General features: G+C 72.6%; 13 protein-coding genes. 4 read left to right on the forward strand and 9 right to left on the reverse strand.

From position 1 onward, the window contains the following. Window positions 1-93: 93 nt before the first annotated feature. From IE260_RS19035 to pdxR, 3 genes are all read right to left on the reverse strand, one after another. Window positions 94-1,278: a glutathionylspermidine synthase family protein gene (locus IE260_RS19035; protein ID WP_189873434.1), complete on the reverse strand. Its 1,185-nt coding sequence runs from the start codon at window positions 1,276-1,278 to the stop codon at window positions 94-96. A gap of 3 nt (window positions 1,279-1,281) precedes the next feature. Next, window positions 1,282-1,632: a hypothetical protein gene (locus tag IE260_RS19040; RefSeq protein ID WP_189873436.1), complete on the reverse strand. Its 351-nt coding sequence runs from the start codon at window positions 1,630-1,632 to the stop codon at window positions 1,282-1,284. Window positions 1,633-1,710: 78 nt separating this feature from the next. Continuing rightward, window positions 1,711-3,135, reverse strand: a complete 1,425-nt coding sequence (gene pdxR, locus IE260_RS19045) for a MocR-like pyridoxine biosynthesis transcription factor PdxR (RefSeq protein ID WP_189873438.1) — start codon at window positions 3,133-3,135, stop codon at window positions 1,711-1,713. Window positions 3,136-3,182: 47 nt separating this feature from the next. On the opposite strand from pdxR, the gene IE260_RS19050 reads away from it, so the two are divergent. The 3 genes from IE260_RS19050 to IE260_RS19060 are packed head-to-tail and all read left to right on the forward strand — an operon-like array spanning window position 3,183 to window position 4,845. Further along, a complete protein-coding gene (locus IE260_RS19050) occupies window positions 3,183-3,686 on the forward strand; it encodes a carboxymuconolactone decarboxylase family protein (protein ID WP_189873440.1) in 504 nt (167 codons plus the stop codon). Then, window positions 3,683-4,129 (forward strand): carboxymuconolactone decarboxylase family protein, encoded by a 447-nt coding sequence (locus IE260_RS19055; RefSeq protein WP_189873442.1) that lies wholly within the window; start codon window positions 3,683-3,685, stop codon window positions 4,127-4,129. Before IE260_RS19050 ends, IE260_RS19055 begins: the two co-directional genes overlap by 4 nt. After that, a complete protein-coding gene (locus tag IE260_RS19060) occupies window positions 4,126-4,845 on the forward strand; it encodes an isocitrate lyase/PEP mutase family protein (protein WP_189873443.1) in 720 nt (239 codons plus the stop codon). Before IE260_RS19055 ends, IE260_RS19060 begins: the two co-directional genes overlap by 4 nt. A 3-nt stretch (window positions 4,846-4,848) precedes the next feature. Here IE260_RS19060 and IE260_RS19065 read toward each other — a convergent pair whose 3' ends face one another. From IE260_RS19065 to IE260_RS19085, 5 genes are read right to left on the reverse strand one after another with little or no spacing between them, the layout of a single operon-like run. Continuing rightward, window positions 4,849-5,796, reverse strand: coding sequence for an ABC transporter substrate-binding protein (locus IE260_RS19065; protein WP_189873445.1), 948 nt, complete (start codon window positions 5,794-5,796; stop codon window positions 4,849-4,851). A gap of 1 nt (window position 5,797) precedes the next feature. After that, window positions 5,798-7,741, reverse strand: coding sequence for an ABC transporter permease (locus tag IE260_RS19070; protein WP_189873447.1), 1,944 nt, complete (start codon window positions 7,739-7,741; stop codon window positions 5,798-5,800). Beyond that, window positions 7,741-8,970 carry a quaternary amine ABC transporter ATP-binding protein gene (locus IE260_RS19075; protein WP_189873449.1) on the reverse strand — a complete coding sequence of 410 codons (1,230 nt, stop codon included), beginning with the start codon at window positions 8,968-8,970 and terminating at the stop codon, window positions 7,741-7,743. Before IE260_RS19075 ends, IE260_RS19070 begins: the two co-directional genes overlap by 1 nt. Further along, window positions 8,967-10,499 (reverse strand): GMC family oxidoreductase, encoded by a 1,533-nt coding sequence (locus IE260_RS19080; RefSeq protein ID WP_189873452.1) that lies wholly within the window; start codon window positions 10,497-10,499, stop codon window positions 8,967-8,969. Before IE260_RS19080 ends, IE260_RS19075 begins: the two co-directional genes overlap by 4 nt. A gap of 48 nt (window positions 10,500-10,547) precedes the next feature. Further along, window positions 10,548-12,077, reverse strand: a complete 1,530-nt coding sequence (locus IE260_RS19085; protein WP_189873454.1) for an aldehyde dehydrogenase family protein — start codon at window positions 12,075-12,077, stop codon at window positions 10,548-10,550. 201 nt (window positions 12,078-12,278) lie between these two features. Here IE260_RS19085 and IE260_RS19090 point away from each other — a divergent pair, with 201 nt between their 5' ends. After that, on the forward strand, window positions 12,279-13,196 hold the full coding sequence (locus IE260_RS19090; protein ID WP_189873456.1) for a bifunctional helix-turn-helix transcriptional regulator/GNAT family N-acetyltransferase: 918 nt from the start codon (window positions 12,279-12,281) through the stop codon (window positions 13,194-13,196). 82 nt (window positions 13,197-13,278) lie between these two features. Here the strand turns inward: IE260_RS19090 and IE260_RS19095 are convergent, their stop codons facing one another. Continuing rightward, window positions 13,279-14,268: a malate dehydrogenase gene (locus IE260_RS19095; RefSeq protein WP_189873458.1), complete on the reverse strand. Its 990-nt coding sequence runs from the start codon at window positions 14,266-14,268 to the stop codon at window positions 13,279-13,281. Window positions 14,269-14,339: the final 71 nt, after the last annotated feature.

The following is a 14,339-nucleotide window of genomic DNA, read 5'->3' on the forward strand; positions in this document are numbered from 1 at the left end:
CGATCCGCGCATTCGTCGTGGCCGTTCGCGCGCGGCCAAGCCGCGTGCCGGGCACGGCCCCGTGCCGCTGGGGCGTCGCCCTCGGGGCTCCTCTCAGAGGATGACGTGTGGCAGGAAGCGTGCGTACTCGTCCGTGATCAGGCCCTTCGACTCCCGGATGCCCAGGCCCGCCGACTCGTTCTCCACCACCCAGGCGCCGAGGACCACCCGGTTGCCGTCGAAGTCGGGGAGGGGGGCCAGTTCCTGGTAGCAGCAGGGCTCGGTGCGCGGGGCGGCTTCGGTGCCGGGCCGGTGGACGGTGACGCCCGCGCCCTCGCGGCCCAGCAGCGGCTTGGCCACGTAGCCGGTGGTGTGCGCCAGTTCCCTCGGGCCGTCCAGGTAGGCGGGGAGGAGGTTGGGGTGGCCGGGGTACAGCTCCCAGAGGATCGCCAGGAGGGCCTTGTTGCTGAGCAGCATCTTCCAGGCGGGTTCGATCCACAGGGTGGTGCCGGTGCCGCCGCCGTTGTCGAGGGTGTCCAGGACGTGGTCGGCGAAGCGGTCGGTGGTGAGCCACTCCCAGGGGTAGAGCTTGAAGATGCTGCGGATGAAGCGCAGCTTGTTGTCGACGAAGCGGCCCGACAGGCGGTCCCAGCCGATCTCCTCCATGGAGATCCAGTCGGTGTCCAGGCCGGCCTGCTCGGCGGTCTCCTTGAGGTAGGCGACCGTCATGAGGTCCTCGCCGAGTTCGTCGGCGGAGGAGTGCGCGAAGTACAGGGGGCCGCCGGGCGGGAGGAGGGCGGCCTGCTTCTTCCAGGCGTCGATCAGGCGCTCGTGGAGGGAGTTCCACTGGTCGGCGCCGGGGAAGCGCTCCTCCATCCAGAACCACTGCGGGGAGGCGGCCTCGACGAGGGAGGTGGGCGTGTCGGCGTTGTACTCCAGGAGCTTGGCGGGCCCGGTTCCGTCGTAGCGCAGGTCGAAGCGGGCGTAGACGGAGGGCAGTTCGGCGCGGCGGCGCCATGCCTCGGCGACCGCGCCGGCCACGCGCGGGTCGGTGATGCCGAGGTCGGCGAAGCGGTCGGCGGCGACGATGTGCTCGGCCGCGGCCAGGCACATGCGGTGGAGTTCCTCGACGACCTCCTCCAGCGCTTCGACCTCCTCCAGGGAGAAGACGTAGTAGGCGCTCTCGTCCCAGTAGGGGCGCAGGGAGTCGTCGGGGTAGCGGGTGAGCGGGTAGATGCACCCCTGTTCCTCGACGGTCTGCTGCCAGCCGGGGCGGGGCTCGATGGTGTGGCGCCGCACGGCTCAGCCGCCGCCGCTGCCGGAGCTGGAGCAGCCGAAGCCGCCGCGGTCGACGGCCTCGTCGCGGCTGAAGGTGCCGTCGTCGGCCCAGCCGCCCGAGACGTCGGCGTCGTAGTACCAGTCGGCGCTCGCCACCCTCTTGGCGCCGGTCTTGCGGTTCTTGCCGGAGGAGGAGCCCGACGACTTGCAGTTCTTGTCGGCGACGATCTTGTAGCCGTTGAGGTAGTCGTAACTGTCGCGGTCCACGCACCGGCGGTCCGGGTCCGAGCCGCACGCGCTCAGGGCCGCCGCGAGGACTCCCATGCCGCCGAGCACCACGGTGCTCGACCTCAGCCGCCGCCGGGTCTCTGCCATGTCCTTGTCTCCCCGTTGTCCATGCGTGTGTACGGCAGTTGGGCCGATCGAGTGTACGGCCGCCGCCGGGGCTGGACTCTACGGCAGCGCGCGGCACAGCGCGTCCAGGGCCCCCGTCCAGGCGTGGTCGGGCGGGGTGCCGTAGCCGACGACCACGGCGTCCAGTCGTTCGGTCACCGCGTCCGGGTGGCGGAAGAAGGACAGGCCGTACAGGCCGAGTCCCTGCCAGGCGGCCGACCGGACCACCGACCGTTCGGTGCCGGGCGGCAGCCGCAGGACCGCGTGCAGCCCGGCGGCGATGCCGGTGGCCCGGACCTCGGGCGCGCGTTCGGCGAGCGCCGCGACCAGGGCGTCGCGGCGGCGGCGGTAGCGCAGGCGGGAGGAGCGGACGTGCCGGTCGTAGGCGCCCGAGGTGAGGAACTCGGCCAGGGTCAGCTGGTCCAGCACCCCGCAGGTGTCCAGGCCGCCCCTGGCCGCCGTGAGGTCGTCGGCGAGCCCCGGCGGCAGCACCGCCCAGGCCAGCCGGAGGCCGGGGGCGAGGGACTTGCTCGCGGTGCCCAGGTAGACCACGCGGTCGGGGTCCAGGCCCTGGAGGGCGCCCACGGGCTGGCGGTCGTAGCGGAACTCCCCGTCGTAGTCGTCCTCCAGGACGAGGCCGCCGGTGCGCCGCGCCCAGTCCACGACGGCCGCCCGGCGGTCGGGGTGCAGGGGTTCGCCCATCGGGAACTGGTGGGCGGGGGTGAGCAGTACGGCGCCGGCGCCGGTGTCCGTCAGCGGCCCGGGGTCGGTGCCCCGTTCGTCGAAGGGCAGCGGGACCGTGCGCAGGCCGGACGCGGTCAGTACGTCCCGGTGCCGGTCGAGGCCGTAGGACTCGACGGCGACGGTGTGCACGCCGCGGGCCCGCAGCACGGCGCCGAGGATCGTCAGTGCATGGGCGAAACCGCCGCAGATCAGGAGGCGTTGCGGGTCGGCGCGCACGCCGCGCGCCCGGGAGAGGTAGCCGGCGAGGGCGGTGCGCAGTTCGGGCCGGCCCCGGGGGTCGCCGTAGCCGAGGGCGTCGTTCGGGGCCGCGGCGAGGGCGCGGCGGGCGGCCTTGAGCCACTCGGCGCGCGGGAAGGAGGCGAGGTCGGGGGTGCCGGGGCGGAGGTCGTAGTGGGGTCGGGAGCGGTCGCGGGGCCGGGAGTCCGGCCCGGTCGGCGAGGCCGCCGTCCGGGAGCGCTGCCCGGAGAGCGCGGACGGCGCCCCCATGGCCACCCGGGTGCCGGAGCCCTGCCGTGCGGTGAGCCAGCCCTCGGCGACGAGGTCGGCGTAGGCGTCGGCGACGGTGTTGCGGGCGATGCCGAGGTCGGCGGCGAGGGTGCGGGAGGAGGGCAGCCGGGTGCCGGGTGCCAGGCGGCCGGTGCGGACGGCCTCGCGCAGGGCGTCGGTCAGGCCGCGGCGCAGGCCCGGTCCGGTCGGTTCGAGGTGGAGGTCGACACCCAAAGTGGCCCAGTGTTCCGCCATGGAAATGGACCATACTCCTGGGCTGCTTGGTTCCTAGGGTCGAGGGCATGACGACATACACCGAGGACACGACCGAGTACGCGCCGGAGCTGCCCGTCCGACTGCGCTGGGCGGAGCACGCCCCGGAGGTCTACAAGGCGATGATCCGGCTCGACACGGCGGCCCGGAAGGGGCTGGACCCGAAGCTGTACGAACTGGTGAAGATCCGCGCCTCGCAGATCAACCGCTGCGCCCTGTGCATCGACATGCACGCCAAGGACGCGCTCGCGGCGGGTGAGAGCGTCGAGCGGATCGTCCAGCTGAACGCGTGGGAGGAGTCGCGGCACTTCTACACCGAGAAGGAGCTCGCGGCGCTGGAGCTGACCGAGGCGGTGACCGTCCTGACGGACGGGTTCGTTCCGGACGAGGTGTACGCGAAGGCCGAGAAGCACTTCCAGGAGGCCGAGCTGGCGCAGCTGATCTCCGCGATCGCGGTGATCAACGCGTGGAACCGGTTCGGCGTGACGTGCCGGATGACCCCGGGCCACTACCAGCCCGGGCAGCACGGGTGACGGCCCGTACGACGCACCTGGACGCCGGCGTGCGCTCCGCGCTGCAGGCCGTGAGTGCCGCCGCCAAGAGGGGTTTCGACGATCCCGGTCTCGCCGAGCTGGTGCAGATCCGCGCCTCGCAGATCAACCACTGCGCGTTCTGCCTCGACATGCACCTCGCCATTGCCCGCAAGCACGGGGTGAGCGAGCGGCAGCTCGATCTGCTGAGTGCCTGGGAGGAGGCCGAGGAGGTCTTCGACGGGCGGGAGCGGGCGGCGCTGGCGTTGACCGAGGCGGTCACGGTCCTGACGGAGGGGTTCGTGCCCGACGAGGTGTACGAGGAGGCCGCTCGGCACTTCGACGGCGCGCGGCTGGCTCACCTGCTCGCCCTGATCACCGCCATCAACAGCTGGAACCGGCTGATGGTCGGGCGGCGGATTCCCCCAGGGAGCACCGAGTGGTGACGAAAGCCGCTCTCTTCCGCGCCCTCCACCACGGCCGTACTCCCGAGGACCCCTTGGTCCTGCCGGGGCCCTGGGACGCGGCGAGTGCCCGCGTGTTCGTCGAGGCCGGGTTCCGGGCGCTCGCGACGCCCAGCGCCGGGGTCGCCGCCGCCCTCGGGTACGAGGACGGGGCCACCCCGGCCGACGAGATGTTCGCGGCGGTCGCGCGGATCGCCCGGGCGGTCGACGTGCCGGTGTCGGCGGACGTGGAGGACGGGTACGGGCTGGCACCCGGGGAGTTGGTGGACCGGCTGCTGGAGGCGGGCGCCGTGGGCTGCAACCTGGAGGACTCCGTGCGCGGGGAGCTGAAGGACCCGCGTGAGCACGCCGACTGGCTGGCCGAGGTGCGGTCCGCGGCGGCGGACCGGCTGTTCGTCAACGCCCGGGTGGACACGTTCGTACGCGGGGTCGCGGACCCCGAACGGGCCATCGAGCGGGCGGCGCTGTACGTCGCCGCGGGCGCCGACTGCGTGTATCCGATCGGCGCCCCGGCCGCCGTGCTGCCGCTGCTGCGGGCCGGGATCCAGGGGCCGGTCAACGTGTTCGCGAAGGCCGGGGAGGGCCCCTCGCCCGCCGAACTCGGCGAGCTCGGGGCCACCCGGATCACGTTCGGGCCGGGGCTCCAGCGACGCGCGGCCGTGGCGCTGCGGGAGATCGCGGCGCGGCTCGTGAAGTGAGGGTCAGGGCAGCCACGCCTTCCAGACGGACTCGTGGCTGTCCACCCACTCCTTCGCCGCCTCCTCGGGCGACATCTTCTGCTCGGCGATCATCAGGGAGACCTGGTTCTGGTCCTCGGTCGTCCACGTGAACTTCTTCAGGAACGCCGCCGCCTCGCCACCGCGCTTCGCGAAGTCGGCGTTGAGGTACTTCTGCAGCGGGGTGTGCGGATAGGCGCAGTCGACCTTCGCCGGGTCCGCGTCGCAGCCGTCCTTGTAGGGCGGCAGCTTCACCTCGGTCATCGGGACCTTCTCGAACAGCCACTGGGGGGTGTACCAGTAGGTCAGGAAGGGCTTCTTCTCCTTGGCGAACTGCTTGATCTGGGTGATCTGGGCCGCCTCGGAGCCGGCGAAGACGACCTTGTAGTCGAGGTCCAGGTTCTTCACCAGGGCCTCGTCGTTGGTGACGTAGGACGGGGAGCCGTCCATCAGCTGGCCCTTGCCGCCGCTCTCCGGGGTGCGGAGCAGGCCGGCGTACTTGTCGAGGTTCTTCCAGTCCGTGACGTCGGGGTGCTCCTCCGCGAAGTACGTGGGGACGAACCAGCCGATGTGCCCGGTGACTCCGAGGTCTCCGCCGGACGCGATGGTCTTCTTGTCCTCGACGTACCGCTGCTCCTGTTCGGGATGGCCCCAGTCCTCCAGGATGGCGTCGACCCGGCCCTGGCTGAGCGCGTCCCAGGCGGGGACCTCGTCGACCTGGACGGTGTCGACGCGGTAGCCGAGTTCGTGCTCCAGCAGGTACTGGGCCACGGCGACGTTGGCCTGGGCGCCGACCCAGGACTGCACGGACAGGGTGACGGTCCTGGCGCCCTGGGCGTTCGCGAACGGGGACGCCTGCTCGGTCATGTCGGCGGCGCCGCAGCCGGTCAGCAACAGCAGGGCGCCGGCCACGGCCGTCGTACGCAGTCGCATGTCAGGCTCCCTTCGTCGTACGGCGTTCGGTCGGCTGGGTCACCCGGTCGAGCATCAGGCCGAGGCAGACGATCGCCGCGCCGGCCACCAGGCCGGCCGCGAGGTCGCCCTGGGCCAGTCCGAAGACGACCTGGTAGCCGAGGGCGCCACCGCCGACCAGGCCGCCGATGATGACGACCGCGAGGACGAGGACGACTCCCTGGTTGACGGCGAGCAGCAGGGCCGGGCGGGCCAGCGGGAGCTGGACCTGCCGCAGCTGCTGCCCGCTGGTGGCGCCGAGCGAGCGGGCCGACTCCAGGGCGGCGGGGTCGACCTGACGCAGTCCCTGGGTGGTGATGCGGACGACGGCCGGGAGGGCGTAGACGACCGCGGCGGCCACGGCGGGCGCGCGGCCCACGCCGAACAGGGCGACGACCGGGATCAGGTACACGAACTGCGGCATCGTCTGGAACACGTCCAGGACGGGCCTGAGCCACCGCTCGAAGCGGTCGCTGCGGGCGGCGGCGACGCCGACGGCGAAGCCGATGACGAGGGTGACGGCGACGGCCGCGAGGACCTGCGAGAGCGTGTCCAGGGACGGGTTCCACACCCCGAGCACGCCGATCGCGGCCATGGCGAGGACGGCGGTCAGCGCGGTGCGCCAGGTGCCGATCAGCCAGGCCAGGGCGGCGACGACCAGCAGCACGGACCACCAGGGCAGCCACTGCAGGCCGTCCCGGAGCGGGTCGAGGACCCAGGTGGTGAAGTGGCCGGCCCAGTCGGCGGTGCCGCCGATCACGGGCACGCCGGAGTAGAGGTGCGCGGTCATCCAGTCGACGGCGCGGTTGACCGGCCCGGCGATCTCCGCCTCCCACGCCTCGGGCCACTCCAGGAGCCCGGCGAACCGCCCTGCGAGCGCCACGGCGACGGCGGCGACCAGGGCGTAGGCCCACGTGGCCGGGGACGCCTGAGCGTCCCCCAGCCGCTCCCCCGCCGCGCCCGTCACCCGGTCCAGGACGACGGCGAGCAGCACGATCGGGATGCCGGCCGCGAGGGCGGCGCCGACGTCGACCGAGGCCAGCGCCTGGTAGACGCGGTCGCCGAGACCGCCGGCGCCGATCACGGAGGCGATGACGGCCATGGAGAGGGCCATCATGATCGTCTGGTTGAGGCCGAGGAGGAGGTCCTTGCGGGCCAGCGGGACGCGGGCCGTCAGCAGTCGCTGGCGGGCCGTGGTGCCGAGGGACTCGACCGCTTCCAGGACCTCCTTGTCGGCGCCGCGCAGACCGAGGGCGGTGAGCCGGGCCATGGGCGGGGCTGCGTAGACGACGGTGGCCAGGACCGCGGCGGGCACGCCGATGCCGAAGACCAGGACGACGGGCAGCAGGTAGGCGAAGGCCGGCAGGACCTGCATGGTGTCGAGGACGGGGCGCAGGACGCGGTCCATCCGGTCGGACAGTCCGGCGGCCAGCCCCAGCAGCGCGCCGACGACGACCGACGCGACGACCGCGACGACCATCAGGGCGAGCGTCTGCATGGTCGGCACCCACATGCCGAGCAGCCCGCAGACGAGGAACGCCACCGCCGTGCCGAGGGCGAGCCGCACTCCGGCGACCCGCCAGGCGACGAGGGCGCCGACGGCCGTGACACCCGCCCAGCCCACGGCGAGCAGGGCGAGGTAGACGGCGTGTACGGAGATCACGACGGCGTTGCTGACGTGGCCGAAGAAATAGAGGAACAGCGGGTGGCTGTCGCGGTTGTCGATGATCCAGTCGCTGGCCGTGCCGAGCGGCCCGGAGACGTCGACGGTGAGGGCGCTCGGCCAGGTGGTGCCGCCCCACTGGGAGACGGCGAGGGGGACGAGGATCGCGGCGGCCACGGCGAGGGTCAGGAGCTTGCGGGCGGCTCGGTTGGTGAGGATGCCCGGCGGGGCGGCCTTCTGGGCCGGTGCGGTGATCGTTGCCATCACACCGGCTCCTCGGTCGTGGCGAGGGCGGGGTTGGTCGGCTCACGGCGCTCGGCCGGTGCCTCCCCCGCTCCCGGCTTCGCCCGAGGGGGGGAGGCACCGTCGTCCACCCGTGCCGCCCCGGCGGCACGACTGCCCTCGACTGGGCCGGCCGTGTCGGCTGTGCCCGCCACGACCGACAGCAGCGCTTCCGCGTCGACCACGCCCAGGCAGCGGCCGTCGGACATGACGCGGGCGGCCGAGCCGGCGCGGGCGACGGCCTCGATGGCCTCCGTCACCGTGGCCTCGGGCCGCAGCGCCGGACCGGCCCCGGCCTCGTCGGCGGACGACGCGGGGCGCATGGCCGTACGGACCGTGACGACCTGCTCGCGCGGGACGTCTCGGACGAACGCGCGGACGTAGTCGTCGGCGGGCGAGCCCACGATCTCCTCGGGGGTGCCGAGCTGCACGACGCGGCCGTCCCGCATCAGGGCGATGCGGTCGCCCAGCTTCAGGGCCTCCTGGAGGTCGTGGGTGATGAAGACCATCGTGCGGCCCTCCTCGCGGTGCAGGCGGACGACCTCCTCCTGCATGTCCCTCCGGATCAGCGGGTCGAGCGCGCTGAACGGTTCGTCGAAGAGCAGGACCTCGGGGTCGACGGCGAGGGCGCGGGCGAGGCCGACGCGCTGCCGCTGGCCGCCGGAGAGCTGGCCCGGGCGTCGGTGCTCCAGGCCCTCCAGGCCGACCTTGGCGACGACCTCGGCGGCCCGCTCGCGCCGCTCGGCGCGTCCCATGCCCTGGACCTCCAGGCCGTAGGCCACGTTGTCGAGGACCGTGCGGTGCGGGAGCAGGCCGAAGTGCTGGAAGACCATGGCGGCGCGGTGGCGGCGCAGTTCGCGCAGCCGGGACTTGTCCATGGCGCGGACGTCCTCGCCGTCGATGGCGATGGTGCCCGCGGTCGGCTCGATCAGCCGGGTCAGGCACCGCACGAGCGTGGACTTGCCGGAGCCGGACAGGCCCATGACGACGAAGACCTCGCCCTTGCGCACGTCGAAGGACACGTCCCGGACGGCGGCCGTGCAGCCGGTGCGGGCACGCAGCTCGGCCGGGGACAGGGCGGTCAGCTCGGGGTCGGCGGGGACGCGGCCGGCCTTCGGGCCGAAGACCTTCCACAGGCCGTCCACGGAGAAGACGGGGGCCGGGGGCCGCGCGGTACCCGGCGGCGTACCGGTGCTGGTGGAAGTACTCATCGGGCATCACCGCCGATCAGCTCGACGGCCCGCTCCCCGACCATGAGCACGCCGATCATCGGGTTCACGGCCGGCATGGTCGGGAACACGGAGGCGTCGGCGATGCGGATGCCCGCGAGGCCGCGGATGCGCAGCTCCGGGTCGACGACCGCCTGCTCGTCGTCGGCGGCACCCATGCGGCAGGTGCCCGCCGGGTGGTAGACGGTGTGGGCGACCTTGCGGGCGTACTCGCTCAGCTCCTCGTCGCCGGTGATGTCCGGGCCGGGGCACACCTCGCGCTTGAGCCAGCCGGCGAGCGGCTCGGCCTTGGCGATCTCGCGGGCGATGCGGATGCCGTCGACGAGGGTGCGGCCGTCGTGGTCGTCCTCGTCGGTGAAGTAGCGGAAGTCGAGCGCGGGCTTGACCTCGGGGTCGGCGCTGGTCAGGTAGAGCCGTCCGCGGCTCTTCGGCTTGGGGATGTTCGGGGTCATCGAGACGCCGAACTCCGGCCGCTCGTAGCCCAGTCGCTCCGGGTTGTCCGTGAAGGGGATCTGGTAGAAGTGGAACATCAGGTCGGGGCCCGCGTGTTCGGGGTCGCGACGCACGAACAGGCCGGCGTCGGAGTCCATCGCCGAGTTGTCCGGGATGGGACCGTTCGTCTCCCACACGATCACCGACTCGGGGTGGTCGAGCAGGTTCTCGCCGACGCCGGGCAGGTCGTGCGCCACGGGTATGCCGAGCGCCTCGAGGTCGGCCTTCGGGCCGATGCCGGAGTGCAGGAGCAGCCGCGGGGAGTCGACGGCGCCGGCGCACAGCACGACCTCGTTGCGCGCCTTGACGAGGATCTCCTCGCCGTCCTTGGTGCGCACGTGGACGCCCTCGGCGCGGGTGCCGTCCAGCTGGAGCTTGTACGCCCAGGTCTCCAGCAGGATCGTCAGGTTGGGGCGCTCGTCCATCACCGGGTGCAGATACGCCACCGACGCCGAGGAGCGCTTGTTGTTCTCCGGGTGGTAGGCGAGGTCGAAGAAGCCGACGCCCTCGGTGAACGGCTTCTTGTTGAACCCCTCGATGCGGGGCACCTGGAGCGCCTTCTGCGCCGCGTCGACGAAGTCCCGGGCGATGGCGTTCCGGTCCTTCTCGTCGACCGGGACGATGTTGTTGAGGAGGCGGGCGAAGTACGCCTCCATCTGCACCGCGCCCCAGCCTTTGGCCCCGGCCGCCTCCCACTCGTCCCAGTCGGACGGCAGCGGCTTGAAGGCGATCAGCGTGTTGTGCGAGGAGCAGCCGCCGAGCACGCGGGCGCGGCTGTGCCGGATGTGGGAGTTGCCGCGTGGCTGTTCGGTGGTGGGGTAGTCGTAGTCCAGTTCGCCGCCGAGCAGGCCCATCCAGCGGCGCAGCGTCAGGACGTCGTCGCGGCCGACGTCACTGGGGCCGCCCTCGATGACGGCGACCGTGACGTCCGGGTTCTCGGTCAGGCGGGAGGCGACGACCGAGCCCGCGGTGCCGCCGCCGATGACGACGTAGTCGTAGACGTGGGTGGTCTCGGACATGGGGGGTACTCCTGTGGTGCGTGGGGAGGGGGCGGGGCCGAGGGGTGTTCAGCCGGCGAACCAGCGGACGGGCCGGGGCGCGAGGTTCTGGTAGACGTGCTTGCTCTCGCGGTACTCGGCGAGGCCCGCGGGGCCCAGTTCGCGGCCGACGCCGCTCTTGCCGAAGCCGCCCCACTCCGCCTGCGGGAGGTAGGGGTGGAAGTCGTTGATCCAGACGGTGCCGTGCCGCAGCCGGCCCGCGACCCTGCGGGCCCGGCCCGCGTCGGCGGTCCACACGGCGCCCGCGAGCCCGTACTCCGTGTCGTTGGCGAGGGCGACGGCCTCGTCCTCGGTGCGGAAGGTCTCGACGGTGAGGACGGGTCCGAAGACCTCCTCGCGGACGACGCGCATCTCGCGGTGGCAGTGGTCGAGGACGGTCGGCTCGTAGAAGTAGCCGCTCTCCGGCCGCTGGGGGGACGGCTCGGGGCGCCTGCCGCCGCAGCGCAGTACCGCGCCCTCGGCCAGTGCGGAGGCGACGTACTCCTCGGTCTTCGCGCGCTGCTGCTCGGAGACGAGCGGGCCGCACTCGACGCCGTCCTCGGTGCCGCGGCCGAGGCGGATCTTCCCGGCGCGGCGGGCGAGTTCGGCGACGAAGCGTTCGCGGACCGACTCCTCGACGATGAGTCGGGAGCCCGCGGAGCAGACCTGGCCGCTGTGGATGAAGGCCGCGTTGAGGGCCTGGTCGACGGCGGTGTCGAAGCCGTCCTCGGTGGCGCAGGCGTCGGCGAAGACGACGTTGGGGTTCTTGCCGCCGAGTTCGAGGGCGACCTTCTTGACGGTGACGGCGGCGGCCTGGGCGACCTTGGTGCCGCTGACCAGGCCGCCGGTGAAGGAGACGAGGTCGACGTCGGGGTGCTCGGCGAGCCGGGCGCCGACCGTGTGGCCGGGGCCGGTGACGATGCCCGCGACGCCGGTGGGCAGGCCGGCCTCGATCAGCAGGTCGATCAGGGCGACGGTGGTCAGCGGGGTGATCTCGCTGGGCTTGATCACGAAGGTGTTGCCGGCGGCCAGCGCGGGGGCGATCTTCCAACTGGCCTGGAGCAGCGGGTAGTTCCAGGGGGTGATCATGGCGCAGACGCCGACCGGCTCGTGCACGACGACGCTGTGGATGCCGGGTGAGCCTGCGTCGACGACCCGGCCGGGGGCCTCGGCGGCGACCAGGTCCGCGAAGTAGCGGAAGGCGTCGGCGACGCAGTCGATGTCGACGCGGCCCTCCTCGACGGTCTTGCCCGCGTCACGGCTCTCCAGCAGGCCGAGCCTCTCGCGGTCGCGCACGAGGAGATCGGCCACGCGCCGCAGCAGGGCGGCGCGTTCGGCGACCGGGGTGTGCGGCCAGTCGCCCTCGTCGAAAGCGCGGCGGGCGGCGGCCACCGCGAGGTCGACGTCCTTCTCGTCGCCCTCCGCGACCACGGCGAACGGCTGGGCGTCCGCGGGGTCGAGGATCTCGCGCGTGGCACCGGAGAGCGCTTCGCGCCACTCGCCTCCCGCGTGAATGGTCTTGCGCGTCCGCCCCGCCTGGAGTTCCGTTCTGTCCGCCATGATCCGGTCTTTGCCTTCCGTTGCTGTTCAGCGTCCCTGTGTCACACGCGTGTCACTCTCAGGACCGTGAGCCCCTGCCCTGCGCCTCCGAAGGCATGCGGAATCGATGGCCGAAAGTGCGCCGCGTCACTGACAAGCACGGCAAAAGCGGGCGAACCACCTCTGGACCCGGCGTTTTTCTTTGACTAAAGTCAAAGAAATATGGAGCCAGTGTCGACGGATGACGTGACGGCCTTCCGCCGCTTCAACCGCTACTTCACGCGCCGCATCGGCGTCCTCGACGACCACTACCTCGGCCAGGACCGTCCGCTCGGCGAGGCCCGGCTGCTCTTCGAGATCGCCGGGAGCGGCTCCGGGGTGTCCCTGCGGGACCTGCGCGGCCGCCTCGGCCTGGACGCGGGGTATCTGAGCCGGATGGTCAAGACGCTCCAGGCCCAGGGCATGATCCGGCTGAGCGTCCACCCGCAGGACAGCCGACTGCGGACGGTGGAGCCGACCGCGGCCGGACGGGCCGAGGTCGAGGAGCAGAACCGGCGGGCCGGCGCGCTCGCGTCCGGGCTGCTCCAGGGGCTCACCCCGGACCAGCGCCGGGAGCTGACCGAGGCGATGGCCACCGCCCAGCGCCTGCTGCGGCTGGCGGGCATCACCGTCGAACGGGTCAACGGTCACGCTCCGGACGCCCGCGCCTGCCTGGACGCGTACGCCGCCGACCTCGACGCGCGCTTCCCCGAGGGCTTCGACAAGTCCGACCTCGTGGGCGCGCACGAGGTGTCCGGGGACGCCGGGGCGTTCTTCGTCGCGTACGAGGAGGGCCGGCCGGTCGGCTGCGGGGCACTGCGGCGACTGGAGCCCGGCGTCGGGGAGATCAAGCACGTGTGGGTGCACCCCGAGGCCCGGCGGCTCGGGCTGGCCCGGCGGCTGCTCGACGCCCTGGAGGCCGAGGCGGCCGCACGGGGTCTCACCGTCGTACGGCTCGACACGCACGCCGTGCTCACCGAGGCGCAGGCGATGTACGAGGCGTGCGGCTACACGGAGATCCCGGCGTACACCGACCACGTGTACGCGGCCCACTGGTTCGAGAAGCGGCTGGGGGCACCGGCAGCCGACGCGCCGGCCTGAACGGGAACGGGCCCCGTTCCGGCGGCAGACCGGAACGGGGCCCGTACGGGGCCGTGAGGTACGGCCCGGGAGCGGCGGGGGCTCAGATGAGGCCGAGACCGCGGACCGCCTCGCGCTCCTCCGACAGCTCCTTGACGGAGGCGTCGATACGGGCGCGGGAGAACTCGTTGACGTCCAGGCCCTGGACGATCTCGTACTTGCCGTCCTTGCAGGTGACCGGGAAGGAGGAGATCAGGCCCTCCGGCACGCCGTAGGAGCCGTCCGACGGGATGCCCATGGAGGTCCAGTCGCCCTCGGCGGTGCCGTTGACCCAGGTGTGGACGTGGTCGATGGCGGCGTTGGCGGCGGAGGCGGCCGACGAGGCGCCACGGGCCTCGATGATGGCGGCACCGCGCTTGGCGACGGTCGGGATGAAGTCGTCGGCCAGCCACTTCTCGTCGTTGACGACCTCGGCGGCGTTCTTGCCGGCGACCGTGGCGTGGAAGATGTCCGGGTACTGGGTGGCGGAGTGGTTGCCCCAGATGGTGAGGCGCTTGATCTCGGAGACCGGGACGCCGGTCTTCTTCGACAGCTGGGTCAGCGCGCGGTTGTGGTCCAGGCGGGTCATCGCGGTGAAGCGCTCGGCCGGTACGTCCGGGGCGGCGGCCTGCGCGATGAGCGCGTTGGTGTTGGCCGGGTTGCCGACGACGAGCACCTTGATGTCGTCCGCGGCGTGGTCGTTGATGGCCTTGCCCTGCGGCTTGAAGATGCCGCCGTTGGCCTCCAGGAGGTCACCGCGCTCCATGCCCTTGGTGCGCGGGCGGGCGCCCACGAGGAGGGCGACGTTGGCGCCGTCGAACGCCACGTTCGGGTCGTCGGTGATGTCGATGCCCTGCAGGAGCGGGAACGCGCAGTCGTCCAGCTCCATCGCCGTGCCCTCGGCGGCCTTGAGCGCCGGGGTGATCTCCAGCAGGCGCAGCTTGACCGGCACGTCCGCGCCGAGCAGCTGGCCGGAGGCGATGCGGAAGAGCAGGGCGTAACCGATCTGGCCGGCCGCGCCGGTGACGGTGACGTTCACGGGAGTGCGGGTCATGGCGTTCTCCGTATGACAGCTGGCGGTGGGGCGTCCCTGCCCCGGGGCGAGACGTACAAATGATCGATCTC

Source organism: Streptomyces viridiviolaceus (assembly GCF_014650995.1).
Taxonomy (GTDB): Bacteria; Actinomycetota; Actinomycetes; order Streptomycetales; family Streptomycetaceae; genus Streptomyces; species Streptomyces viridiviolaceus.

What these genes read in the sequence shown, in the direction of transcription:
- IE260_RS19065 (WP_189873445.1), bottom strand. Translation starts at nt 5,796, where the DNA reads ATGCGACTGCGTACGACGGCCGTGGCCGGCGCCCTGCTGTTGCTGACC.
- IE260_RS19040 (WP_189873436.1), bottom strand. Translation starts at nt 1,632, where the DNA reads ATGGCAGAGACCCGGCGGCGGCTGAGGTCGAGCACCGTGGTGCTCGGC.
- IE260_RS19050 (WP_189873440.1), top strand. Translation starts at nt 3,183, where the DNA reads ATGACGACATACACCGAGGACACGACCGAGTACGCGCCGGAGCTGCCC.
- pdxR (WP_189873438.1), bottom strand. Translation starts at nt 3,135, where the DNA reads ATGGCGGAACACTGGGCCACTTTGGGTGTCGACCTCCACCTCGAACCG.
- IE260_RS19090 (WP_189873456.1), top strand. Translation starts at nt 12,279, where the DNA reads ATGGAGCCAGTGTCGACGGATGACGTGACGGCCTTCCGCCGCTTCAAC.
- IE260_RS19085 (WP_189873454.1), bottom strand. Translation starts at nt 12,077, where the DNA reads ATGGCGGACAGAACGGAACTCCAGGCGGGGCGGACGCGCAAGACCATT.
- IE260_RS19095 (WP_189873458.1), bottom strand. Translation starts at nt 14,268, where the DNA reads ATGACCCGCACTCCCGTGAACGTCACCGTCACCGGCGCGGCCGGCCAG.
- IE260_RS19075 (WP_189873449.1), bottom strand. Translation starts at nt 8,970, where the DNA reads ATGAGTACTTCCACCAGCACCGGTACGCCGCCGGGTACCGCGCGGCCC.
- IE260_RS19080 (WP_189873452.1), bottom strand. Translation starts at nt 10,499, where the DNA reads ATGTCCGAGACCACCCACGTCTACGACTACGTCGTCATCGGCGGCGGC.
- IE260_RS19070 (WP_189873447.1), bottom strand. Translation starts at nt 7,741, where the DNA reads ATGGCAACGATCACCGCACCGGCCCAGAAGGCCGCCCCGCCGGGCATC.